The sequence below is a fragment of the Gracilibacillus sp. Marseille-QA3620 genome (genome assembly GCF_054950035.1).
The window spans coordinates 2,381,842-2,399,293 of sequence record NZ_CM143102.1 but is presented as its reverse complement, the minus strand read 5'-3'; the positions used below and the strand labels follow the sequence as shown (position 1 = coordinate 2,399,293).

At 41.2% G+C, this 17,452-nt stretch carries 20 protein-coding genes and 2 pseudogenes; 20 read left to right on the top strand and 2 right to left on the bottom strand.

The genetic code is table 11. From position 1 onward, the window contains the following. The first annotated feature begins 153 nt into the window (after positions 1-153). From ACY8DX_RS12100 to ACY8DX_RS12075, 6 genes are all read left to right on the top strand, one after another. Positions 154-1,239: a YecA family protein gene (locus ACY8DX_RS12100; protein WP_462405251.1), complete on the top strand. Its 1,086-nt coding sequence runs from the start codon at positions 154-156 to the stop codon at positions 1,237-1,239. Between the two features lie 349 nt (positions 1,240-1,588). Continuing rightward, positions 1,589-2,152: a mismatch-specific DNA-glycosylase gene (locus ACY8DX_RS12095; protein ID WP_439802751.1), complete on the top strand. Its 564-nt coding sequence runs from the start codon at positions 1,589-1,591 to the stop codon at positions 2,150-2,152. A 210-nt stretch (positions 2,153-2,362) separates the two neighbouring features. Then, positions 2,363-2,563 carry a cold-shock protein gene (locus ACY8DX_RS12090; protein ID WP_049670717.1) on the top strand — a complete coding sequence of 67 codons (201 nt, stop codon included), beginning with the start codon at positions 2,363-2,365 and terminating at the stop codon, positions 2,561-2,563. A gap of 81 nt (positions 2,564-2,644) precedes the next feature. Continuing rightward, positions 2,645-2,842, top strand: a complete 198-nt coding sequence (locus tag ACY8DX_RS12085; protein ID WP_049670718.1) for a cold-shock protein — start codon at positions 2,645-2,647, stop codon at positions 2,840-2,842. 86 nt (positions 2,843-2,928) lie between these two features. Then, positions 2,929-3,381: a hypothetical protein gene (locus ACY8DX_RS12080; RefSeq protein ID WP_462405250.1), complete on the top strand. Its 453-nt coding sequence runs from the start codon at positions 2,929-2,931 to the stop codon at positions 3,379-3,381. 20 nt (positions 3,382-3,401) lie between these two features. Further along, a complete protein-coding gene (locus ACY8DX_RS12075; protein ID WP_462405249.1) occupies positions 3,402-3,614 on the top strand; it encodes a hypothetical protein in 213 nt (70 codons plus the stop codon). A gap of 62 nt (positions 3,615-3,676) precedes the next feature. Here ACY8DX_RS12075 and ACY8DX_RS12070 read toward each other — a convergent pair whose 3' ends face one another. Further along, positions 3,677-4,120 carry a hypothetical protein gene (locus ACY8DX_RS12070; protein ID WP_462405248.1) on the bottom strand — a complete coding sequence of 148 codons (444 nt, stop codon included), beginning with the start codon at positions 4,118-4,120 and terminating at the stop codon, positions 3,677-3,679. Positions 4,121-4,289: 169 nt separating this feature from the next. Here ACY8DX_RS12070 and ACY8DX_RS12065 point away from each other — a divergent pair, with 169 nt between their 5' ends. Both ACY8DX_RS12065 and ACY8DX_RS12060 read left to right on the top strand, forming a co-directional pair. After that, on the top strand, positions 4,290-4,937 hold the full coding sequence (locus ACY8DX_RS12065) for a GTP pyrophosphokinase (protein ID WP_049670721.1): 648 nt from the start codon (positions 4,290-4,292) through the stop codon (positions 4,935-4,937). 85 nt (positions 4,938-5,022) lie between these two features. Next, on the top strand, positions 5,023-5,439 hold the full coding sequence (locus ACY8DX_RS12060) for a CBS domain-containing protein (RefSeq protein WP_049670722.1): 417 nt from the start codon (positions 5,023-5,025) through the stop codon (positions 5,437-5,439). Between the two features lie 210 nt (positions 5,440-5,649). Here the strand turns inward: ACY8DX_RS12060 and ACY8DX_RS12055 are convergent, their stop codons facing one another. Beyond that, on the bottom strand, positions 5,650-6,291 hold the full coding sequence (locus ACY8DX_RS12055) for a hypothetical protein (RefSeq protein ID WP_462405247.1): 642 nt from the start codon (positions 6,289-6,291) through the stop codon (positions 5,650-5,652). A 161-nt stretch (positions 6,292-6,452) separates the two neighbouring features. On the opposite strand from ACY8DX_RS12055, the gene ACY8DX_RS12050 reads away from it, so the two are divergent. The 12 genes and pseudogenes from ACY8DX_RS12050 to ACY8DX_RS11995 form a co-directional block, all read left to right on the top strand. Then, positions 6,453-8,750: a helicase C-terminal domain-containing protein gene (locus ACY8DX_RS12050; protein WP_462405246.1), complete on the top strand. Its 2,298-nt coding sequence runs from the start codon at positions 6,453-6,455 to the stop codon at positions 8,748-8,750. 16 nt (positions 8,751-8,766) lie between these two features. Then, entirely contained in the window at positions 8,767-9,228 is a 462-nt protein-coding gene (locus ACY8DX_RS12045) for a dCTP deaminase/dUTPase family protein (RefSeq protein ID WP_049672863.1), read from the top strand. 86 nt (positions 9,229-9,314) lie between these two features. Further along, complete coding sequence (locus ACY8DX_RS12040) at positions 9,315-9,467, top strand: lmo0937 family membrane protein (RefSeq protein ID WP_156185595.1); 153 nt, start codon at positions 9,315-9,317, stop codon at positions 9,465-9,467. Between the two features lie 431 nt (positions 9,468-9,898). After that, positions 9,899-10,561: a helix-turn-helix transcriptional regulator gene (locus tag ACY8DX_RS12035; protein WP_462405245.1), complete on the top strand. Its 663-nt coding sequence runs from the start codon at positions 9,899-9,901 to the stop codon at positions 10,559-10,561. Between the two features lie 54 nt (positions 10,562-10,615). After that, positions 10,616-11,677, top strand: a complete 1,062-nt coding sequence (locus ACY8DX_RS12030) for a PTS sugar transporter subunit IIC (RefSeq protein WP_462405244.1) — start codon at positions 10,616-10,618, stop codon at positions 11,675-11,677. Positions 11,678-11,701: 24 nt separating this feature from the next. Beyond that, positions 11,702-12,367 (top strand): L-serine ammonia-lyase, iron-sulfur-dependent subunit beta, encoded by a 666-nt coding sequence (sdaAB, locus tag ACY8DX_RS12025; RefSeq protein WP_462405243.1) that lies wholly within the window; start codon positions 11,702-11,704, stop codon positions 12,365-12,367. Positions 12,368-12,394: 27 nt separating this feature from the next. After that, entirely contained in the window at positions 12,395-13,300 is a 906-nt protein-coding gene (gene sdaAA, locus ACY8DX_RS12020; protein ID WP_462405242.1) for an L-serine ammonia-lyase, iron-sulfur-dependent, subunit alpha, read from the top strand. Between the two features lie 71 nt (positions 13,301-13,371). Then, positions 13,372-14,004 carry a transposase gene (locus ACY8DX_RS12015; protein WP_462405241.1) on the top strand — a complete coding sequence of 211 codons (633 nt, stop codon included), beginning with the start codon at positions 13,372-13,374 and terminating at the stop codon, positions 14,002-14,004. After that, a pseudogene (locus tag ACY8DX_RS12010) lies at positions 13,922-14,440 on the top strand (IS3 family transposase); the annotation flags it as partial. The gene ACY8DX_RS12015 and the pseudogene ACY8DX_RS12010, both read left to right, overlap by 83 nt. 43 nt (positions 14,441-14,483) lie before the next feature. After that, positions 14,484-14,729 carry an IS3 family transposase gene (locus ACY8DX_RS12005; RefSeq protein ID WP_462405240.1) on the top strand — a complete coding sequence of 82 codons (246 nt, stop codon included), beginning with the start codon at positions 14,484-14,486 and terminating at the stop codon, positions 14,727-14,729. A gap of 332 nt (positions 14,730-15,061) precedes the next feature. Then, positions 15,062-16,336: an IS110 family RNA-guided transposase gene (locus tag ACY8DX_RS12000; RefSeq protein WP_462405239.1), complete on the top strand. Its 1,275-nt coding sequence runs from the start codon at positions 15,062-15,064 to the stop codon at positions 16,334-16,336. 390 nt (positions 16,337-16,726) lie between these two features. Continuing rightward, positions 16,727-17,182, top strand: a pseudogene (locus ACY8DX_RS11995) (IS110 family transposase); the annotation flags it as partial. Positions 17,183-17,452 lie beyond the last annotated feature (270 nt).

Sequence of the window (17,452 nt, the reverse complement as noted above, 5' to 3'; positions counted from 1 at the left end):
GTGGGTGAATCGCTTCCTTTTTTTGTTGGATTGATGATTATAAATATTCACAATTGAGGAACAGTTTATTTTTTGTGGATTTTGTAGTAAAATCAAGTTCTTTGACGGAGTGCTATTTTAAAATAAGTTTTACGATATGATGGAGGAAATGGAATGACAACAGCTACACATGTTGATGAGTACCAATTAGAGACATTGCTAGATGCCTTGAAGATGGATGCTCTTAAAAATATTCGACGTAACCTAAACTTGAAAAATATGAGTTCATTAAGGAAGAAGGAGCTCGTTCAGGCATTGGTGGAGCATATTCCTGCATCCGTGCCTGAAAGAACAAAGATGATGGACTTGCAGCAATATACATCTATTGTTGCCCTTATGACTAAGAGCGGAGTGATGCCGCTTGATCAAATCGCCCTTGAGGATGTGTTCTACTTATCCAGTATCGGCTATATCCATCCGGCAGAGCAGGATGACCAGCCGATTGTTGTAATGCCTTCACAAGTGATGAAGCAGTTCTTCAGTCTTGATCCAAAAGAAATCATGGCTGATGTGAACCGTAACCAAAAGGTTTCTAATATTCTCTTTGGGATCGTGCGTTATTACGGTTTTGCAGACTTAGAAACGGTCAAAAAAATGGTGGAGGCTTACCTCGAAGAAGAGGTTGAAGAAGCATGGCTTACAAACTATATCAGCTACTTAGCTGATTATTACGGCATTTTCTATGCGAAGGACGGCTACTTGATTCACCAAACAATTCGCGAGCTTGATAGCTTCAAGCAAGTCCTTAAGACGAGAGAGGAATTGAACTATTATCCAATCCCAGCGGAAAGCATGATGAATCTTAATCGCTATGAAAGCTTTGAGAAAACAGCTGAAATGGCTGCATTCAGTCAGTTCCTGCAAGATACGTATTCTTTAGAGGCAGCTCAAGCGAATGAATTAATCGAGCAATTCCTCTATAAAGTCCAATTTGGCCATGGCTTACAAGAAGTAGTTAAATGGTTTGGCGAGAATATTGAGCTTCAGAACGAGAAAGATGTCAACGCGATTGTTGAGCATATTGCCAAGGTCGTAAACCATACACGTCTCTGGATCTTGAAAGGGTTCACGCCATTAGAATTGGCGCCTGCTCAAGAAGTGAGTGAAAAGAAAGAGCCTGTAACGAACAATAAAATTCCTCGTAATGCGCCATGTCCATGCGGATCCGGCAAAAAGTACAAGCGTTGCTGCATGAAATAATGATGATGGAAGATGCCCTATCCATGTTGATAGGGCATCTTTTTATGTAAAATAATGAGTTATATAGACTGAGCATTCATGATTCAAATTCCGTCTTGCCATTGTATCTGTTACCCTTGGCTTCGACTGGTGGGACTATCTGGGAAGGTAAGAATACGAAAGTACCGAAGTCAGACGATGCTTAAGCTGATGTTTACCAAGGTAACAGCTGATATTTGTCATTTGAACCGAAAAGAGGGCAATCTGTGAAAGCAGGCTGCCCTTTTGTGTGTTTAAAAGTGTGAAGGGCAGGATATGGATTTGAAAATATGGTAAAGTAGCTTCAACGATAGAAGGAAGGGATCAATGAATGGAAGACTTTGAACACTTAAGACTGCCGGTCTATATTAGGCATGATTTAGATATTTTGTTTTGCGGTATTAATCCAGGGCGAGTTTCCGCACTAGCCGGTCATTACTTCGCTAATCCAGGCAATTTGTTCTGGAAGGCGCTCCATTTAGGCGGTTTGACCCCCTATCAGTTTCGGCCGGATGAAACACCAAAGTTATTGGATTATGGATATGGGATAACGGATATCGTGGCAAGACCGACGAGAACGGCTTCAAAGCTTACGAAGAAGGATATGGAGGAAGGGGCTGTGAGGCTGCAGGACACTATCATTGAGTACCGGCCAAAGATACTTTGTTTTGTCGGAATCACAGCCTTCAGGCATGCATTTCAAATCCATAAGGAGAAGGTCGTTCCAGGATTGCAGGAGGGCTTCTTCTATACAACGGAAAAATGGGAAGGGTGCCGGGTTTTTGTTGCTCCCTCTACAAGCGGTCTTAATGCAGGCTTTAGCCGTGAAGAAAGAATTGAGTATTTCAGACAGCTGAATGAGTGCAAGAATGAAATCTTAAATAACCATGAATAAGATGGATGATATTGGCGTATTAATAATAGTGGATACCGAAGATATTGACATTTCGCTGGATGATTGTTAAAATAGTCTATATTATTTATCTATATAAAATTACCCGTAAATTGAATGTTTCACTTATTATAAAGTGTTATCCTTTTTACAGAGCGGTACATTTTATGATAGGTGAATTTTGTTTATTAACACATTTTTGGAGGTAACAAAATGAAAAACGGTAAAGTAAAATGGTTTAATGCAGAAAAAGGTTTCGGATTCATCGAAGTTGAAGGCGAAAACGATGTATTCGTACACTTCTCCGCTATCCAAGGCGAAGGCTTCAAAACTTTAGAAGAAGGACAAAGCGTACAATTCGACGTAACTGAAGGCGCACGCGGTCCTCAAGCTGAAAACGTAATTAAACTTTAAGAATTGTTTATAAAGGCTATCCACTGAAAGCGGATAGCCTTTTGTTACATATAATGACTTAATACGAAAGGTGTGCCGGTAATGTACAATCGAAAAAATGTTGAGGAAGTAATCCCTGAGGAAACAAAAGTGTGGGAGTGTACATCTGATGATTGCAATGCCTGGGTTCGAGACAATTTCAAAAGTACAGAAACCCCTTCCTGTCCTTTATGCAGCAGTGATATGACGGAAGGAACTAAAATGCTTCAAGCGATTAATAATCCGAGACGGATCGATTAAGCCGGAATAGCTTTCATATTGGACAACAAGAGACCTGACTTGATTCGGGTCTCTTTTTTTGGATACTAAGCAAAAGGGGGGAGAGGATGAAGGGATCCATCATAACATTTGCGTTGGTTATCCTGATGATCATGGGCGGCTATTGGGTTTGGAAGGAATACACGTCCATGCCGCCTGAGCCAATCATTATGATTAGTGAGGAGAGGGTAGAGGTTGTACGGGGAACCTATTGCTGGAGTTCAGAGCTGAAAGGAGTTTGTGAGGACACCTTCGCCACCCCGCCTGAATTGATTGCCTATTATGGCACAGAACCAGCAGATGCCTCACCTGAATCTATCTTGACAATTGAATTCGACCGGGAGCCAATAGAAGATTCCTTCAGTCTCACCAGATGGATTGATGATGAGAATGAGGTAGATGTGATGGTAAAAGGAAATGAGTTCGTTCTGCCAAAGGAAAAAGGGACCTACATATATGGTGTATCTGCTAACTGGGATGAAGGGGATGCGGTGTATGCGTTTGTGATTGACGTAAAATAGTCTGCTAGGGAGGAAGATGGATGAAAGAAAACTTGAAATTTGCCTGGGCAGCTGTCTGGTTCGCTCTTATTGGTCAGCTGTTGATTTTTATGGGGATATCATTGTATACAGGTGATTGGCGTTACATAATGTGGAGTTTCATAGCAGGCATGATGGCTGGGGTTCCGGGATTGATAAACACCTGGCAAGCGCAGAAGAAAGCGGATGAGAAGTCTGTAAAAAAAGATCAATAGATAGAATCTTAAGGGCAAGTTTATCATTACATAAAAATAACCGGGTTTGCTCCCCGGTTATCTTATTCTGATTTCTTCTCAAGTTTAATGACCGTTGTCGTCCCTAATGCAGCGGCTTCATAGCTTAAGATTCCATCTTCATAGGTGAATTCTTTCGTTTCTGCAGATGATGCTAAGAGCGCACTGTCAGTTTTTGAGGTATCATTATCTGAAATCCATGAATAGCTTTCTGTTCCTTCAGTTGGCTTGATGAAGGTACCTGCCCAGTAGAGTGATTTTGTATCACCATCATTATTGTTCCAATTGATTTCTATTGTATCACCCTTTATCACAGCTTCCTGCCAGGAGTCTTCGGAATTTGAATTAATCTGTACCCAATCTCCTTCAAGGTCTATCTGCTTTGGTGGTTCATTTTTGTCTTTTTCACTGCTATCACTGGTACTATTGCATGCAGCTAATACAAGGATGATGGCAAGTGATGAAATGAATAATAATAATTTTCTCATGATGTTCTCCTTATCCATTTAAATGAGTTACAATACATTATCATAATTGAAAAAAGTTACATAGGATAACTTTTTGCTCATATATATTATTTTGAAAAAATGTGAAACGATTTTATCCTCGTTTTCGTATATAATAGCGTAACTATTTCGAAATGAGGGTTCACCTGACATGAACAGATTTAGCAAGGAAGAAATGAAAGAGTGGAAGAATTTTCTCATCGGCTATCGATTTGCCTTAAATGAGATGAACACAAAGCTGACAATCTTAAATGAAGAATTTGAAATGATTCACCACTACAATCCGATTGAGCATATCAAATCTCGCATGAAAAGTCCTGATAGCATCATCAGGAAGATGAATCATAAAGGACTAGTAATCACTCAGGAGAATGTGGAAGCAAATATTCGAGATATAGCAGGAATTAGAATTACCTGCTCCTTTACCAAGGATATCTATGCAATCGTGGACGCTCTGAAGCAGCAGGATGATATACGAATTCTTGAGGTAAAGGACTATATCCAAAATCCAAAGCCTAATGGGTATCGAAGCCTGCATATCATCACGGAAATCCCAGTCTTCTTTTCTAACCATAAGAGATGGATGAAGGTTGAGATCCAGATTCGAACTGTCGCAATGGATTTCTGGGCAAGCTTAGAGCATAAAATATACTATAAGTTTGATGGAGAGGTACCAGGACATATTCTGCATGACATCAAGCAATCAGCTGATATGATTGCTGAGCTTGATAAGAAGATGGAAAGCATCAATGAAGAAGTGAACATCTTGAAAAGTCAGGCAGAAAGCATCAATCAATAATAAGGTTTCCATTCTTGATGTGTCATTTGAACCTAATAGGGGAATAATAGAGACACATTACAATAAAAGGATGGGATGATAGAAAATGCCTTATTTACGCGATATTATGACCACAAATGTAGACTATGTCACACCGCTTGATAATGTATATGAAGTCGCCGTGAAAATGAAAGAGGATAATGTCGGCATTATCCCTGTATGTGACAATGGGACCTTGCTTGGTGTAATTACAGACCGCGACCTTGTGGTGGATGGGATAGCCGAGAAACATCCTGGATCAACGAAGGTAACCGATGTCATGCATGCTGATGTTGTCACAGCCAATCCGGATACAACAGATGAGGAGGCCGCTTCCTTGATGGCACAGCATCAGATTAGGAGACTGCCTGTGCTTGAGAACGGCAAACTTGTCGGGATTGTCTCACTTGGCGACCTGGCCGTTACATATGGGTCCAGCGATGATGCTGGTGAGGCCCTCGAGGATATCTCGAAAGATCACTAATAGATGATGAAAAGGGGGAGCAGAATCATGCTCTCTTTTTTTGGGCTGCTTCATCCTTTCCAACCAGCTTAGTAGTCAACTACGTATCCTAAATGGCCTATGCAATCCCTTTGTCGAACAAAATGCAGCACCTTTTCTGTGGCTGAACATAAGAAGACATCCAGATGGAATGGATGCCTTTAGTTCCATTAGGGCGGGCAGTACACATGTTTACCTTTTGATTAGCGAATTGATAAAGGATTTGATATCAAAGTCTTCTCTTTGCTTTTTGTTTACCTCATATATACGAATACGGGAGGCTAGCTTAGTCAAATAGGAAGTAGAATATTGAATGCATTGATGATATTGGCCAAATTCTCTGATAAAACGTTTAATTTCCTTGAAATCAGGAGTGACCGTTACTCCGGTTTCCTTCTCTAATTGGGTACAGATTATATACAATAGTTTATCAGCTACTCGTGTTGTGTTTTGTGTATGAGAGACTTGTTTACCGCTCTTTGTGTTCGTTATTTGGCTATAGGCGAAGTAATCAGGGTATTCTCTTCCATCATTCTTAACTACTTGAATATCGTATGTTTGAACGGTTCTCGGGTTTTCGTATAGAAAGGTTGCTGTCAAATAAGAGGAACCCACACTGGAACGAAGATTGTGAAAAATGATTTGCTTTAACTCCACTTTTTCTTTTTCTTCCCAATCAATTTTTTCTAACGCTTTTTGGATGGTTTCTTTTAGATGTTCTTCAGAGGTGTTCATTAAAATGACCTTCTTTTCATCAATAAATGGTTTGCCTACAATTGCTTTAACGCATTTGATAATAGTCTTACCGATATGTCTTAAAAAAACGATTTCCAAATAATGTTTCGGCTCCATATGCTCATATACATCAAAATGACATTTAAGGTCTTAAACGTACCATTTAAATCTAAGCAAGAATGATGTTGTCTATATCAGAACGTCTGTACGATATATGGTAAGATAGAAGGGATATGAACGGACAAGGGTGGTTAAAGGGTATGGAGAAGGAGTACAGAATATCGATTCGCCATTTAGTCGAGTATGTCTATCGGAGCGGGGATCTGGATAATCGTTTCAGGGTGGCGACATCCATGTCAGAAGGGACGAAGATACACCAGGAAATTCAGTCTGCGTATGGACCGGAGGATGAGAAGGAGGTTTTCCTCCGTCATCGTATTGTGCAGGAAGGCATCGGATTCGTGCTTGAGGGTCGATGTGACGGTCTTCTCCGCCGTGAGGGAGAAGTGATGATTCAAGAGATTAAATCCACCTCCCAGGATATTAGAGAGCTAGCCGAAAATGCCTATCCTGTTCATTGGGCACAGGCGAAATGCTATGCGTACATATATGCCGTCCAGAATGATTTACAAAAGATGAATGTAGAATTGCTGTATGTGGAAAAACAAACGAAAAAGACCGCTTCATATTTGCAAAGCTGGACAGTCGATGAGCTGGAATCCTTCGTCCATGAAGTCATTCTCGCCTATTTGCCATTTGCAAGGCTTCAAATAAAGCGGATGGAGGAGAAACAATCCACCGCAGATTCCGTACCATTCCCCTTTTCTGATTACAGGGAAGGCCAGCGCAAGCTGATGGGGGCGGCCTGGAAAACAATCAGTGAACGAAAGAATCTATTTGCGCTCGCACCGACTGGAACCGGTAAAACCATCTCCTTTCTCTACCCTTCCATCAAGCAAATGGGACATGAAGCAGGTGAACAGGTCAGGAAGGTCATTTATTTGACCGGCAAGACAACAACGAAAAAGGTCGCTGAAAGTACAATGAATCTCCTTGTCAGGGATGGCTTGAAGGTAAAGGTCGTCTCCTTAACCGCGAAGGAAAAGATGTGTGAAGGACCAGTGGATGAACATGGGCGGGTACAATGCCAGTATGAGGAAGGTCATTTTGATCGGATCAATGAAGCCATTCTCGATATTCTTACCCATGAAGACATTATGGATAAGGAAACCATTCAAGCGTATTCCCGTAAGCACCGAGTATGCCCCTTTGAGTATTCCATTGAATTAGCGTATTTATCGGATGTGCTCATATGCGATTATAATTATCTCTTTGACCCGGGGGTTTCCTTGAAAAGGCTGTTTGAGGAGGAGCGTAAGGGAACGGTGCTCTTAATTGATGAGGCGCATAATCTTGTCGAGCGGGGTAGAGAGATGTTCTCGAAAACCCTATGGAAAAAGGATTTCCTTGAGATGCAGCGCCATTATAAAACAATAAACCCGCCACTCTCGGAAGCAGCCAAAACCGTCAATCGATATTTCATTGAGGCGAAGAAAGCAATGGGTCAAGCAAGGATTCAAGTGGATAAGGACAAGCCTGAGGACTTCATTCAAATGCTTGAACAGCTTGTGCCAGTCATGGAAGGGGAGCTGGCAAGGGGCGGGGAAAGCACGGCGTTCTTGCTGGATGTTTATTTCAGCGTGCAAAGCTTTCTACGAATTGCGAAGTACTATAGTGAGGCGTATGTGACAAAGCTATTCTTTGAACAGCGAGACATGGGGCTTAAAATCTATTGCCTTGACCCGTCCAACAACCTGGCCTCCATGTCAAAAGGGTTTGCAGCAAAAATCTTTTTCTCAGCGACCTTAACACCTGCCAAATACTATATTGATGCACTTGGTGGGAGTCAGGAGGATTATACACTTTCCGTCCCATCTCCGTTTTCAATTGATCAGCTGGAAGTACAGATTCTCGGTCTGTCGACGAAATACAGGGAGCGGGAAAGGACGGCGGAGGCAGTGGCAGCGGTCATACGGACACATGCTGCCAATAAGGACAATTATCTTGTTTTCTTCCCGTCCTATCAATATTTGATGATGGTCACGGCCTATTTAGAGGATTTAGGCGAAACCCATAAGGTGCTCGTTCAGTCACAAGGGATGAATGAGGAGGAGCGTTCAGCCTTTCTTGCCGCATTCGAGCAAGAGAGTGAAAAATCAGTCATTGGTTTTGCCGTGATGGGCGGTGTCTTCTCCGAGGGCATTGACCTGATTGGAGAGGCGCTATGCGGGGTCATTATCATTGGAACAGGCATGCCCCAGGTCAATGAGGACCGTAATCTGATCAAGGATTATTACCAATCACTCGGTGTAAATGGATTTGATTATGCCTATGTCTACCCAGGGATGAATAAGGTCATGCAGGCCGGGGGAAGATTAATCCGCACTGAACAGGACAGGGGTAAGCTCATCTTGATAGATGACCGTTTTCTAACGAAGAAGTATCAAGCATTATTTCCAGCCTTATGGACAAAATGCTTGAAAAGAAGTGAACAGTGAGAGGAAAGAATGAATGATGAAAACAAGAGGATTTGAAGTAGTAGGAAATGAATTCAGAAAGCATGAAGACGCAAGTATTCAACTGCCAATCAGAGGAGATGCCGGGTCTGCCGGATATGATTTCTTCTCCAATGAAACGGTAACGATAGAGCCGAGTGCCAAGCATCTCTTCTGGACAGATGTCAAAGCCTATATGCTGGAGGATGAAGTTCTCGAAGTATACATAAGAAGCAGTCTTGGGGTGAAATACTTACTTGCCATGGCTAACGGAACAGGAATCATCGACTCCTCCTATTATGGCAATCCAGGCAATGACGGCAATATCGGCATTTGCCTCGTCAACTGGGGGAGTGAGCCGGTCGTCATTGAGAAGGAAGAAAGAATTGCCCAAGGCATCTTCAAAAAATACTTAATCGCCGATGATGATCAAGTTCTTCATCAACAACGTGAAGGTGGATTTGGTTCCAGCAATCGCTAAATAACCCAATTGTTTCAAATTGTCTTAATAAGGGTACTAATTCAATAAGTCAGTTATCAAATAAACAATGAAAGTGAGTGAATTAGATGCTTTGGACAATTATTGGAATAATCATCGCTGTATGGCTACTTGGCTTCCTGTTCGATATAGCAGGGAACTTGATTCATATCCTATTGGCGGTTGCCGCGATTATGCTGGTAATCAATCTTATTAAAGGTAGAGGATCATCGAGAGTTTGAATAAATTGAGAAAAAGAGTTGCCTGATAGTCCCAGGGTTGGGGCTGTTGGGCAGCTTTTTTTATATGTGGGCCAAAAAATAATGATCAAAAAGTATCTACTATGAGGCTGCATAGTGAAGGGGAGCGGTTAATAGAAGATGATAAACCCAAAAAGAAGTTATTAAGGAAGCTCGAAAGATAATGGGGTTATTTGGCATTTGGCTTTCATTCGTCATAATCATTGAAAGTACCAAAAATACTAGCAAACCATCTAATAGAGTGCAATAAACTAGTTACTTTCTATAACAATATTTTTGTAGTAGTTACAAATTTATTTGAATTCTACCAAATTTATGATATGATGATTTTTGTTTCCAAAAATTCCCTACTCAGTTTAATGGGTTTTTATTTTTGAGTAAAATGAAATCGTTTACAAAAAAGGAGAGGAAATATGAGGGAGGACTCTACTGCACCTGTTTTTAATTTGGCTATGCGCACAGCAGATATGCTCGTTAAAATGTTTGGATCAAGATGTGAGGTGGCGGTACATGATTTTTCAGATTTACAAAAGTCTCTGGTCTATTTAGCTGGTAATGTTACGGGAAGAGAAATGGGCAGCCCAAGTACTGATTTAGTTTTAAATAAATTAACAAAACCTGTATCTGATATAGAGGATATTCCGAATTATAAAACGAGATTACCAAACGGAATTACAATGAAGTCTTCCACTATTTTTTTGAGGGGTGAAGAGAATCAGGTAGTTGGAGCCCTTTGCATTAACTATGATATATCTATGATGATGCACTACGAGTCTGAAGTGAAGGAATTCCTTGCCTTTAATGGGACAGTTGAAAAATCAGAGGCCTTTTATTCTACCGTACAAGAAGTGATTCAAGACATGGTCGAGCAAGTTTTATCAAATTTTAAGAAAGCACCTTCAACCCTGACTTTAGAAGAGAAGATAGAATGTGTTCGCCAATTACAGAATAAGGGTGCATTTTTAATCAAAGGGTCAACTGAATATTTAGCATCAGTTTTAGGTGTATCGAAATTTACAATCTATAATTATCTGCAAAAAATACGAACACAAATGGAGTACGAACTAGAATATTAAATGAAATGAAGTAATTAATACATATAAAATATACGCAAAGAGGGAGAAAGCATCATGGAAATTATCAAAGGGACTTTATTATTACTGATTGTTTTAGGACTATTTTCTTTATTTAGCTATAAAGCACCTAGAGGGATGAAGGTGATGGGGGCACTTGCAAGTGCGGCTGTAGCCGCTTTTCTGGTTGAAGCCTTTCAGCGATTTGTCGGAGGAGATCTGCTGAAAATAGAATTTCTTGGTGAAGTAGGAGATGCAGCGGGAAGTATGGGAGGTGTGGCAGCAGCAGCCCTAGTTTCCTTGGCGATGGGTGTTTCACCTGTTTACGCAATAATGATGGGTATATCTGTGGCAGGTCTTGGTTTGTTGCCTGGTTTCATTGCAGGTTATTTGGTTGCTTTTCTAGTGAAATGGATTGAGAGAAAAATACCAGGTGGATTGGATTTAATCGTGACAATCATTGTGGCCGCTCCGCTAGTTCGATTGGTTGCTGAGTGGATGCAGCCTGTAGTGGATGCAACCTTGTTAAATATTGGCGGTATCATCACCGAAACAGCCAACAGCAGTCCAATTCTTATGGGAATCATCCTTGGTGGAGTCATCACTACTGTAGCAACAGCACCACTTAGCTCTATGGCATTAACAGCAATGCTCGGACTGACTGGTGTGCCAATGGCGATTGGAGCTTTGGCCGTATTCGGTTCATCTTTTATGAATTTCATTTTATTTAAACGAATGAAGTTTGGAGATCGTAAGACGACAATTGCAGTGGCGATCGAGCCGTTAACACAGGCACATATCATTTCAGCTAATCCAATTCCTATTTATATCACCAATTTTATAGGAGGAGCAAGTGCCGGTGTCATCGTTGCCTTATCAGGATTAATTAATAATGCAACGGGGACAGCTACTCCAATAGCCGGACTGGCTGTTATGTATGGTTTCAATGATCCGTTAAAAGTAACTTTTGTTGCACTCGGATGCGCGGCCGCAGGTTTAGTGAGCGGTTATATTGGATCTTTATTATTTAGAAACTTCAAGATTAAAACGGTCGACCAAATAAATCAGGAAGATAATAAAGAAAAACTGAATGAGACAGAAGGACAGCTAGCAATCTAAAAAGTTGTAGAGGAGTATAAAACAATGAAGTATCGCTCAGCATTTGATATAATTGGCCCGGTTATGATAGGACCATCGAGTTCACATACAGCAGGTGCCGCAAAGATTGGACGAACTGCCAGGACTATTTTTGGCAAACAACCGAAGAGAGCAGTTATTTCACTGTATGGTTCTTTCGCTAAAACATACAAGGGCCACGGAACTGACTTAGCGTTAATTGCTGGTCTGCTAGACTTTGATACCTTTGATGAACGTATCCCTGATGTTTATAAATGGGCGAAACTGGCCGAGATGGAAGTAGAATTTTTGGTTGAAGAAGCTGTAGTTGATCATCCCAATACGGTGAAAATCAATCTGTTTGATGATGGAGATAAAAGGTTGGAAATAGTCGGCATCTCTATTGGTGGCGGAACCATTGAAATTACGGAAATTAACTCATTTAAATTAAAACTTACGGGTGGACAGCCGGCTATCCTGGTTATTCATAGGGACCTATTTGGGATGATTTCCTCCGTTACAAGCGTATTAGCAAAATATAAGATTAACATCAGCCATATGGAAGTTTCTCGTAAAGAGCGTGGAGACACCGCGATAATGGTGATTGAAATGGATCAAAAACTCGAACATGATGTTATGGAAGAAATCAGCGCCCTACCTGATGTAAATCAAGTCATCCGTATGGAGAATTAAATAGAGACAATAGGAGGAATTGCAGATATGTTTCGAAATGTGGCCGAGCTTGTCGAGCTGGCACAATCCAATAAGGTTAAGATTGCCGAGATTATGATTCGGCAGGAAATAAAGGTGACTGAACGATCAAGAGAAGAGATTATCGCTCAAATGGATCGAAATCTGACCGTTATGGAACAAGCGGTGGAGAGAGGTCTTAATGGGGTTAAATCTCATTCAGGATTAACCGGGGGAGATGCTGTATTAATACAACAATATATACAATCAGGAAAATCATTATCCGGAAATCTGTTATTAGATGCCGTCAGTAAAGCTGTGGCAACGAATGAAGTAAATGCAGCGATGGGGGTCATCTGTGCGACACCTACAGCAGGTTCGGCTGGTGTTGTTCCAGGAACTTTATTTGCTGTAAAAGAAAAACTTAATCCCACTCGAATGGAGATGATTGAATTCCTATTCACAACAGCGGCATTCGGAAATGTAGTAGCGAATAATGCTTCCATCTCAGGCGCTGCAGGGGGATGTCAGGCAGAGGTGGGTTCTGCCAGTGCGATGGCTGCAGCTGCCATCGTTGAGATGGCAGGGGGATCACCTCAACAATCCTCAGAGGCATTCGCTATTACCATGAAAAATATGCTTGGATTGGTGTGCGATCCCGTTGCAGGGTTGGTCGAAGTTCCTTGTGTCAAACGGAATGCCATGGGAGCTTCCAATGCCATCACAGCTGCTGACATGGCATTGGCAGGTGTGACAAGCCGTATTCCATGTGATGAGGTAATCAGTGCCATGTATGAAATCGGTAAAACGATGCCATCTGCTTTACGTGAAACTGCGGAAGGCGGACTTGCTGCTACACCAACAGGCAGGAGACTGGAAGAAGAGATATTTGGTAAACCCAAAACGAAGTTAGTCGATTATTTATTGGCAAAATAAAAAACGGCTGTCTGCATAATTAAGTGACCCCAAAAGTTAGTGTCAAAATCTAACTTTTGGGGTGTTTTATTATGGCTAAATACAGTGAGGCCTTTAAGTACATGATTGTGCAGGAGTATCTTTCTGGAACATTAGAATACGCATTACTGGCACATAAATATGGGATTAAATCTAAAACACAGCTTCAACATTGGGTGGCCGCATTCAAGAAATTTGGTTTGGAAGGCCTATCTCCAAAGAAAAACAAGGAAGTTTATTCTGATCAATTCAAGCTGGATGTACTAAGCTTTATGAAAAGGACAGGCGCCTCAGTGACGGAAACCGCCTTAGAGTTCGGATTGACAAATCCACCCATCATCACTTTTGGCACTGAAGCCCTGGAAAGACCGAAAGGTCGTCCATCTATGTCTGATAAAGCGAAAAATAAGAAGAGCAAACCGCGGAAACCGAATAGCGAGCCCACACGGGAACAGGAACTGGAACGGGAAAACGAACTTCTCCGACTAGAGGTAGAGTGCCTAAAAAAGTTACGCGTTTTCAGATGGATCCGGAAGGCTATCTCGAAAAGCACAAGCAGCCTTATCATTCGAACTCAAAGAAAGATTCCAATTAAAAGATGTTCTACAGGTAGTAGGCATTCCCGAATCCTCCTATCACTATCATGTAAACAAACTAAAGGGAGCTCATCGCGATGTGGAACTTGAGGGAACTATTCAATCGATTTTTAATGTACACGACGGAAACTATGGCTATCGTCGAATCCAGCTAGAGTTGAAGAACCAAGGGATTCTCGTGAATCACAAGAAGGTCCAGCGCATCATGAGGAAACTTGGAATCAAGGGAAGTAAATTCATGCGAAAGTCGCGTCGATACAGCACTTATAAAGGATATATCTGGACGATTGCGAAGAACCTGGTTCGACGTCGTTTCTATACGGATAGGTGTCATCGGAAATTGACCACCGATATCACCGATTTCAAGTGTTTGAATGGTACCAAATTATATTTGAGTCCCATCATGGATTTGTATAATGGTGAAATCATTTCATATGGAATCCATACACGCCCAACTCTAAATCTGGTGATTCAAGAAACCCTGAAAATTGTGAAGGATACACCTAACCGTACACATTTACTCTGATCAAGGATGGCATTATCAGCATAATAATTGGGTTAAAACACTTATGGAAAACAACGTGTTCCAGAGCATGTCCCGTAAGGGGGACTGCCTAGACAATTCACCGATGGAAAACTTCTTCGGCCTACTGAAAGAGGAAATGTATTATGGGGAAACTCTATACACTTATGAGGAATTGAAAAATAAGATTGGAATCTACATTACCTACTACAATACCAAACCCATAAAGCAAAAATTGGCTGGCATGAGTCCGTTTGAATTCTGTCTTCATACCATTCAACTAGCAGCTTAATCATAACTCTAACTTTTGAGGGTTACATCATTAATTCTGGAAGTGGAAGAAAGATTTTGCAAAAAAAAGTCCACGAGAAGAGCGAAATGACTAAAATTTACGCTTATTGGTGGGGCACTACGACGTGAGTTATATAAAAAATTTTTCTGATACAAGTAAGGGCATTAATCTAAGAAGGATTAATGCCTTTTTATGTTGAACTTCTTATTGAAGTAAAGAGCAGGTTAGCATTCCTGTAGATCACTAAATTTGAGCTTTGATAAAAATAGGGCTCCTCAGTAAGATATGAGTAAGACACGACTCTAACTCAACCTTTAGGAGGAACCCTTACTATGAAGTTTAAAATGCAGGACAAACAAAATCAATTGATTGAAAGAATTTCTGATAAACATTTAGTTGTTGGTGTGGATATCGCCCAACAGTTACATGTCGCAAGAGCTGTTAATTTTCGGGGAATAGTTGTAGGAGATCCTCTTATATTTGAAAATAATGAAGATGGATTTCTAAATCTATTAAACTGGATAATCAAGCTTAAAAGAATACATAAACTTGAGGTATCCATAGTGGGAATGGAACCTACGGGACATTACTGGATGAACCTTTCAAAATGGCTGATAAAACAAGATATTGAGGTAGTAACAGTAAATCCGCACTTAGTTAAAAGAAACAAAGAAAACCGCGATAATACTCAATCAAAAAGTGATAAAAAAGACGCCCTGGTAATAGCTGATATGGTGAAGAACGGTTACTATTCATTTGTCAGGAACACTTCTGAGTCGTTTGAGAAACTTAGGGTCCTCATGTCTAACCGGGATGTAATTGTTAAAAGACTTGTAAGTTCTATTAATCAATTAAATCGTTGGGTGGACATTGTTTTTCCAGAACTAAGGCAAGTGTTTAAAGACATCACTGCTAAAGGGGCAATCGCTACACTAAGGCTATTCCCTTCTCCAATGGAACTGGGTTCCATGGTGCCAGAAGAAGTAGTAACTGGTTGGAGGTCAGTCATGAAGAGGCAGCCTGGGTTAAAGAAGGCTTATTTACTTCTCCAAGTAGCCAGAAAGTCGGTTGGTACGAGACAAGCAATGGAGGCATACAAATTTCATTTAGAGCAATTACTCGAAGAGTATGACCTTGCGGTTCAACAATTAGAAAGAGTTGAGCTGGCCGTCAAGGCTGAACTTGCTAAAATCCCATTCGCAAGAAAACTGCTTATGATCAAGGGAATTAGTGAAATTTCGTTAGCGGGCATTTTGGGGGAAGCAGGGGATTTAAGCGGGTTTTCACACGGTAATTCACTACTTAGGCACGCAGGACTGCATCTAGCTGAAGCTAGTTCCGGTAAGTGGAAAGGGCAAATTATCATTTCCAAGCGTGGGCGATCAAGACTTAGGCGTTTTCTTTACTTGGCAACAATGAGTCTGGTGATGAACAACCCTGAATTTCAAGCCATCCATGCCAATAACGTCAAAGTCAAAAAGATGAAAAAGATGAAATCGATTATGAAGTTAATTGGAAAGTTAGCAAGAATATTCGTAGGAATAGCACGTAAAAACGAACAGTATTGTGCCAAGAAAGTTCAACCCTTAACGGTGTTGGCAGCGTAGATATACTTTTTACACCATTCTCTAAGAGACTCTAAGAGCGAGTGTTGGCTTATTCGCAGGATTTCAAATATGTACGGAGTACCAGGTTTCTTCAACAAAAGGGCACTGACCCATCAGGTTAGCATAACTGGCCTCCACCCCTTGGATAGGCATGACGAAGGAATGATAGGGCAAATGACCCGTTGAGACATGGGAGGGAAAGCCTCCAGGGGCGGCGTGGAGATGTACATTATATGGTAGAATATGGAGAAGAGAATCCGCTCCTTTATTTAACTATGCCTTCACGTAGCCAAAACGTCCTTAGTTCACTCCACCAAGTCATGAAACTAAATTCAATGGGATTGAAATCCTGCGAATTAGCGAGCATTCGTGAGAAAATCATATTAAACTGAGGGAGTTGAGCTGGCCGTCAAGGCTGAACTTGCTAAAATCCCATTCGCAAGAAAACTGCTTATGATCAAGGGAATTAGTGAAATTTCGTTAGCGGGCATTTTGGGGGAAGCAGGGGATTTAAGCGGGTTTTCACACGGTAATTCACTACTTAGGCACGCAGGACTGCATCTAGCTGAAGCTAGTTCCGGTAAGTGGAAAGGGCAAATTATCATTTCCAAGCGTGGGCGATCAAGACTTAGGCGTTTTCTTTACTTGGCAACAATGAGTCTGGTGATGAACAACCCTGAATTTCAAGCCATCCATGCCAATAACGTCAAAGTCAAAAAGATGAAAAAGATGAAATCGATTATGAAGTTAATTGGAAAGTTAGCAAGAATATTCGTAGGAATAGCACGTAAAAACGAACAGTATTGTGCCAAGAAAGTTCAACCCTTAACGGTGTTGGCAGCGTAGATATACTTTTTACACCATTCTCTAAGAGACTCTAAGAGCGAGTGTTGGCTTATTCGCAGGATTTCAAATATGTACGGAGTACCAGGTTTCTTCAACAAAAGGGCACTGACCCATCAGGTTAGCATAACTGGCCTCCACCCCTTGGATAGGCATGACGAAGGAATGATAGGGCAAATGACCCGTTGAGACATGGGAGGGAAAGCCTCCAGGGGCGGCGTGGAGATGTACATTATATGGTAGAATATGGAGAAGAGAATCCGCTCCTTTATT

Excerpts from the sequence above, each read along its gene's own strand:
- ACY8DX_RS12100 (WP_462405251.1), top strand. The coding sequence starts at position 154 with ATGACAACAGCTACACATGTTGATGAGTACCAATTAGAGACATTGCTA.
- ACY8DX_RS12095 (WP_439802751.1), top strand. The coding sequence starts at position 1,589 with ATGGAAGACTTTGAACACTTAAGACTGCCGGTCTATATTAGGCATGAT.
- ACY8DX_RS12090 (WP_049670717.1), top strand. The coding sequence starts at position 2,363 with ATGAAAAACGGTAAAGTAAAATGGTTTAATGCAGAAAAAGGTTTCGGA.
- ACY8DX_RS12085 (WP_049670718.1), top strand. The coding sequence starts at position 2,645 with ATGTACAATCGAAAAAATGTTGAGGAAGTAATCCCTGAGGAAACAAAA.
- ACY8DX_RS12080 (WP_462405250.1), top strand. The coding sequence starts at position 2,929 with ATGAAGGGATCCATCATAACATTTGCGTTGGTTATCCTGATGATCATG.
- ACY8DX_RS12075 (WP_462405249.1), top strand. The coding sequence starts at position 3,402 with ATGAAAGAAAACTTGAAATTTGCCTGGGCAGCTGTCTGGTTCGCTCTT.
- ACY8DX_RS12070 (WP_462405248.1), bottom strand. The coding sequence starts at position 4,120 with ATGAGAAAATTATTATTATTCATTTCATCACTTGCCATCATCCTTGTA.
- ACY8DX_RS12065 (WP_049670721.1), top strand. The coding sequence starts at position 4,290 with ATGAACAGATTTAGCAAGGAAGAAATGAAAGAGTGGAAGAATTTTCTC.
- ACY8DX_RS12060 (WP_049670722.1), top strand. The coding sequence starts at position 5,023 with ATGCCTTATTTACGCGATATTATGACCACAAATGTAGACTATGTCACA.
- ACY8DX_RS12050 (WP_462405246.1), top strand. The coding sequence starts at position 6,453 with ATGGAGAAGGAGTACAGAATATCGATTCGCCATTTAGTCGAGTATGTC.
- ACY8DX_RS12045 (WP_049672863.1), top strand. The coding sequence starts at position 8,767 with ATGAAAACAAGAGGATTTGAAGTAGTAGGAAATGAATTCAGAAAGCAT.
- ACY8DX_RS12040 (WP_156185595.1), top strand. The coding sequence starts at position 9,315 with ATGCTTTGGACAATTATTGGAATAATCATCGCTGTATGGCTACTTGGC.
- ACY8DX_RS12035 (WP_462405245.1), top strand. The coding sequence starts at position 9,899 with ATGAGGGAGGACTCTACTGCACCTGTTTTTAATTTGGCTATGCGCACA.
- ACY8DX_RS12030 (WP_462405244.1), top strand. The coding sequence starts at position 10,616 with ATGGAAATTATCAAAGGGACTTTATTATTACTGATTGTTTTAGGACTA.
- sdaAB (WP_462405243.1), top strand. The coding sequence starts at position 11,702 with ATGAAGTATCGCTCAGCATTTGATATAATTGGCCCGGTTATGATAGGA.
- sdaAA (WP_462405242.1), top strand. The coding sequence starts at position 12,395 with ATGTTTCGAAATGTGGCCGAGCTTGTCGAGCTGGCACAATCCAATAAG.
- ACY8DX_RS12015 (WP_462405241.1), top strand. The coding sequence starts at position 13,372 with ATGGCTAAATACAGTGAGGCCTTTAAGTACATGATTGTGCAGGAGTAT.
- ACY8DX_RS12005 (WP_462405240.1), top strand. The coding sequence starts at position 14,484 with ATGGAAAACAACGTGTTCCAGAGCATGTCCCGTAAGGGGGACTGCCTA.
- ACY8DX_RS12000 (WP_462405239.1), top strand. The coding sequence starts at position 15,062 with ATGAAGTTTAAAATGCAGGACAAACAAAATCAATTGATTGAAAGAATT.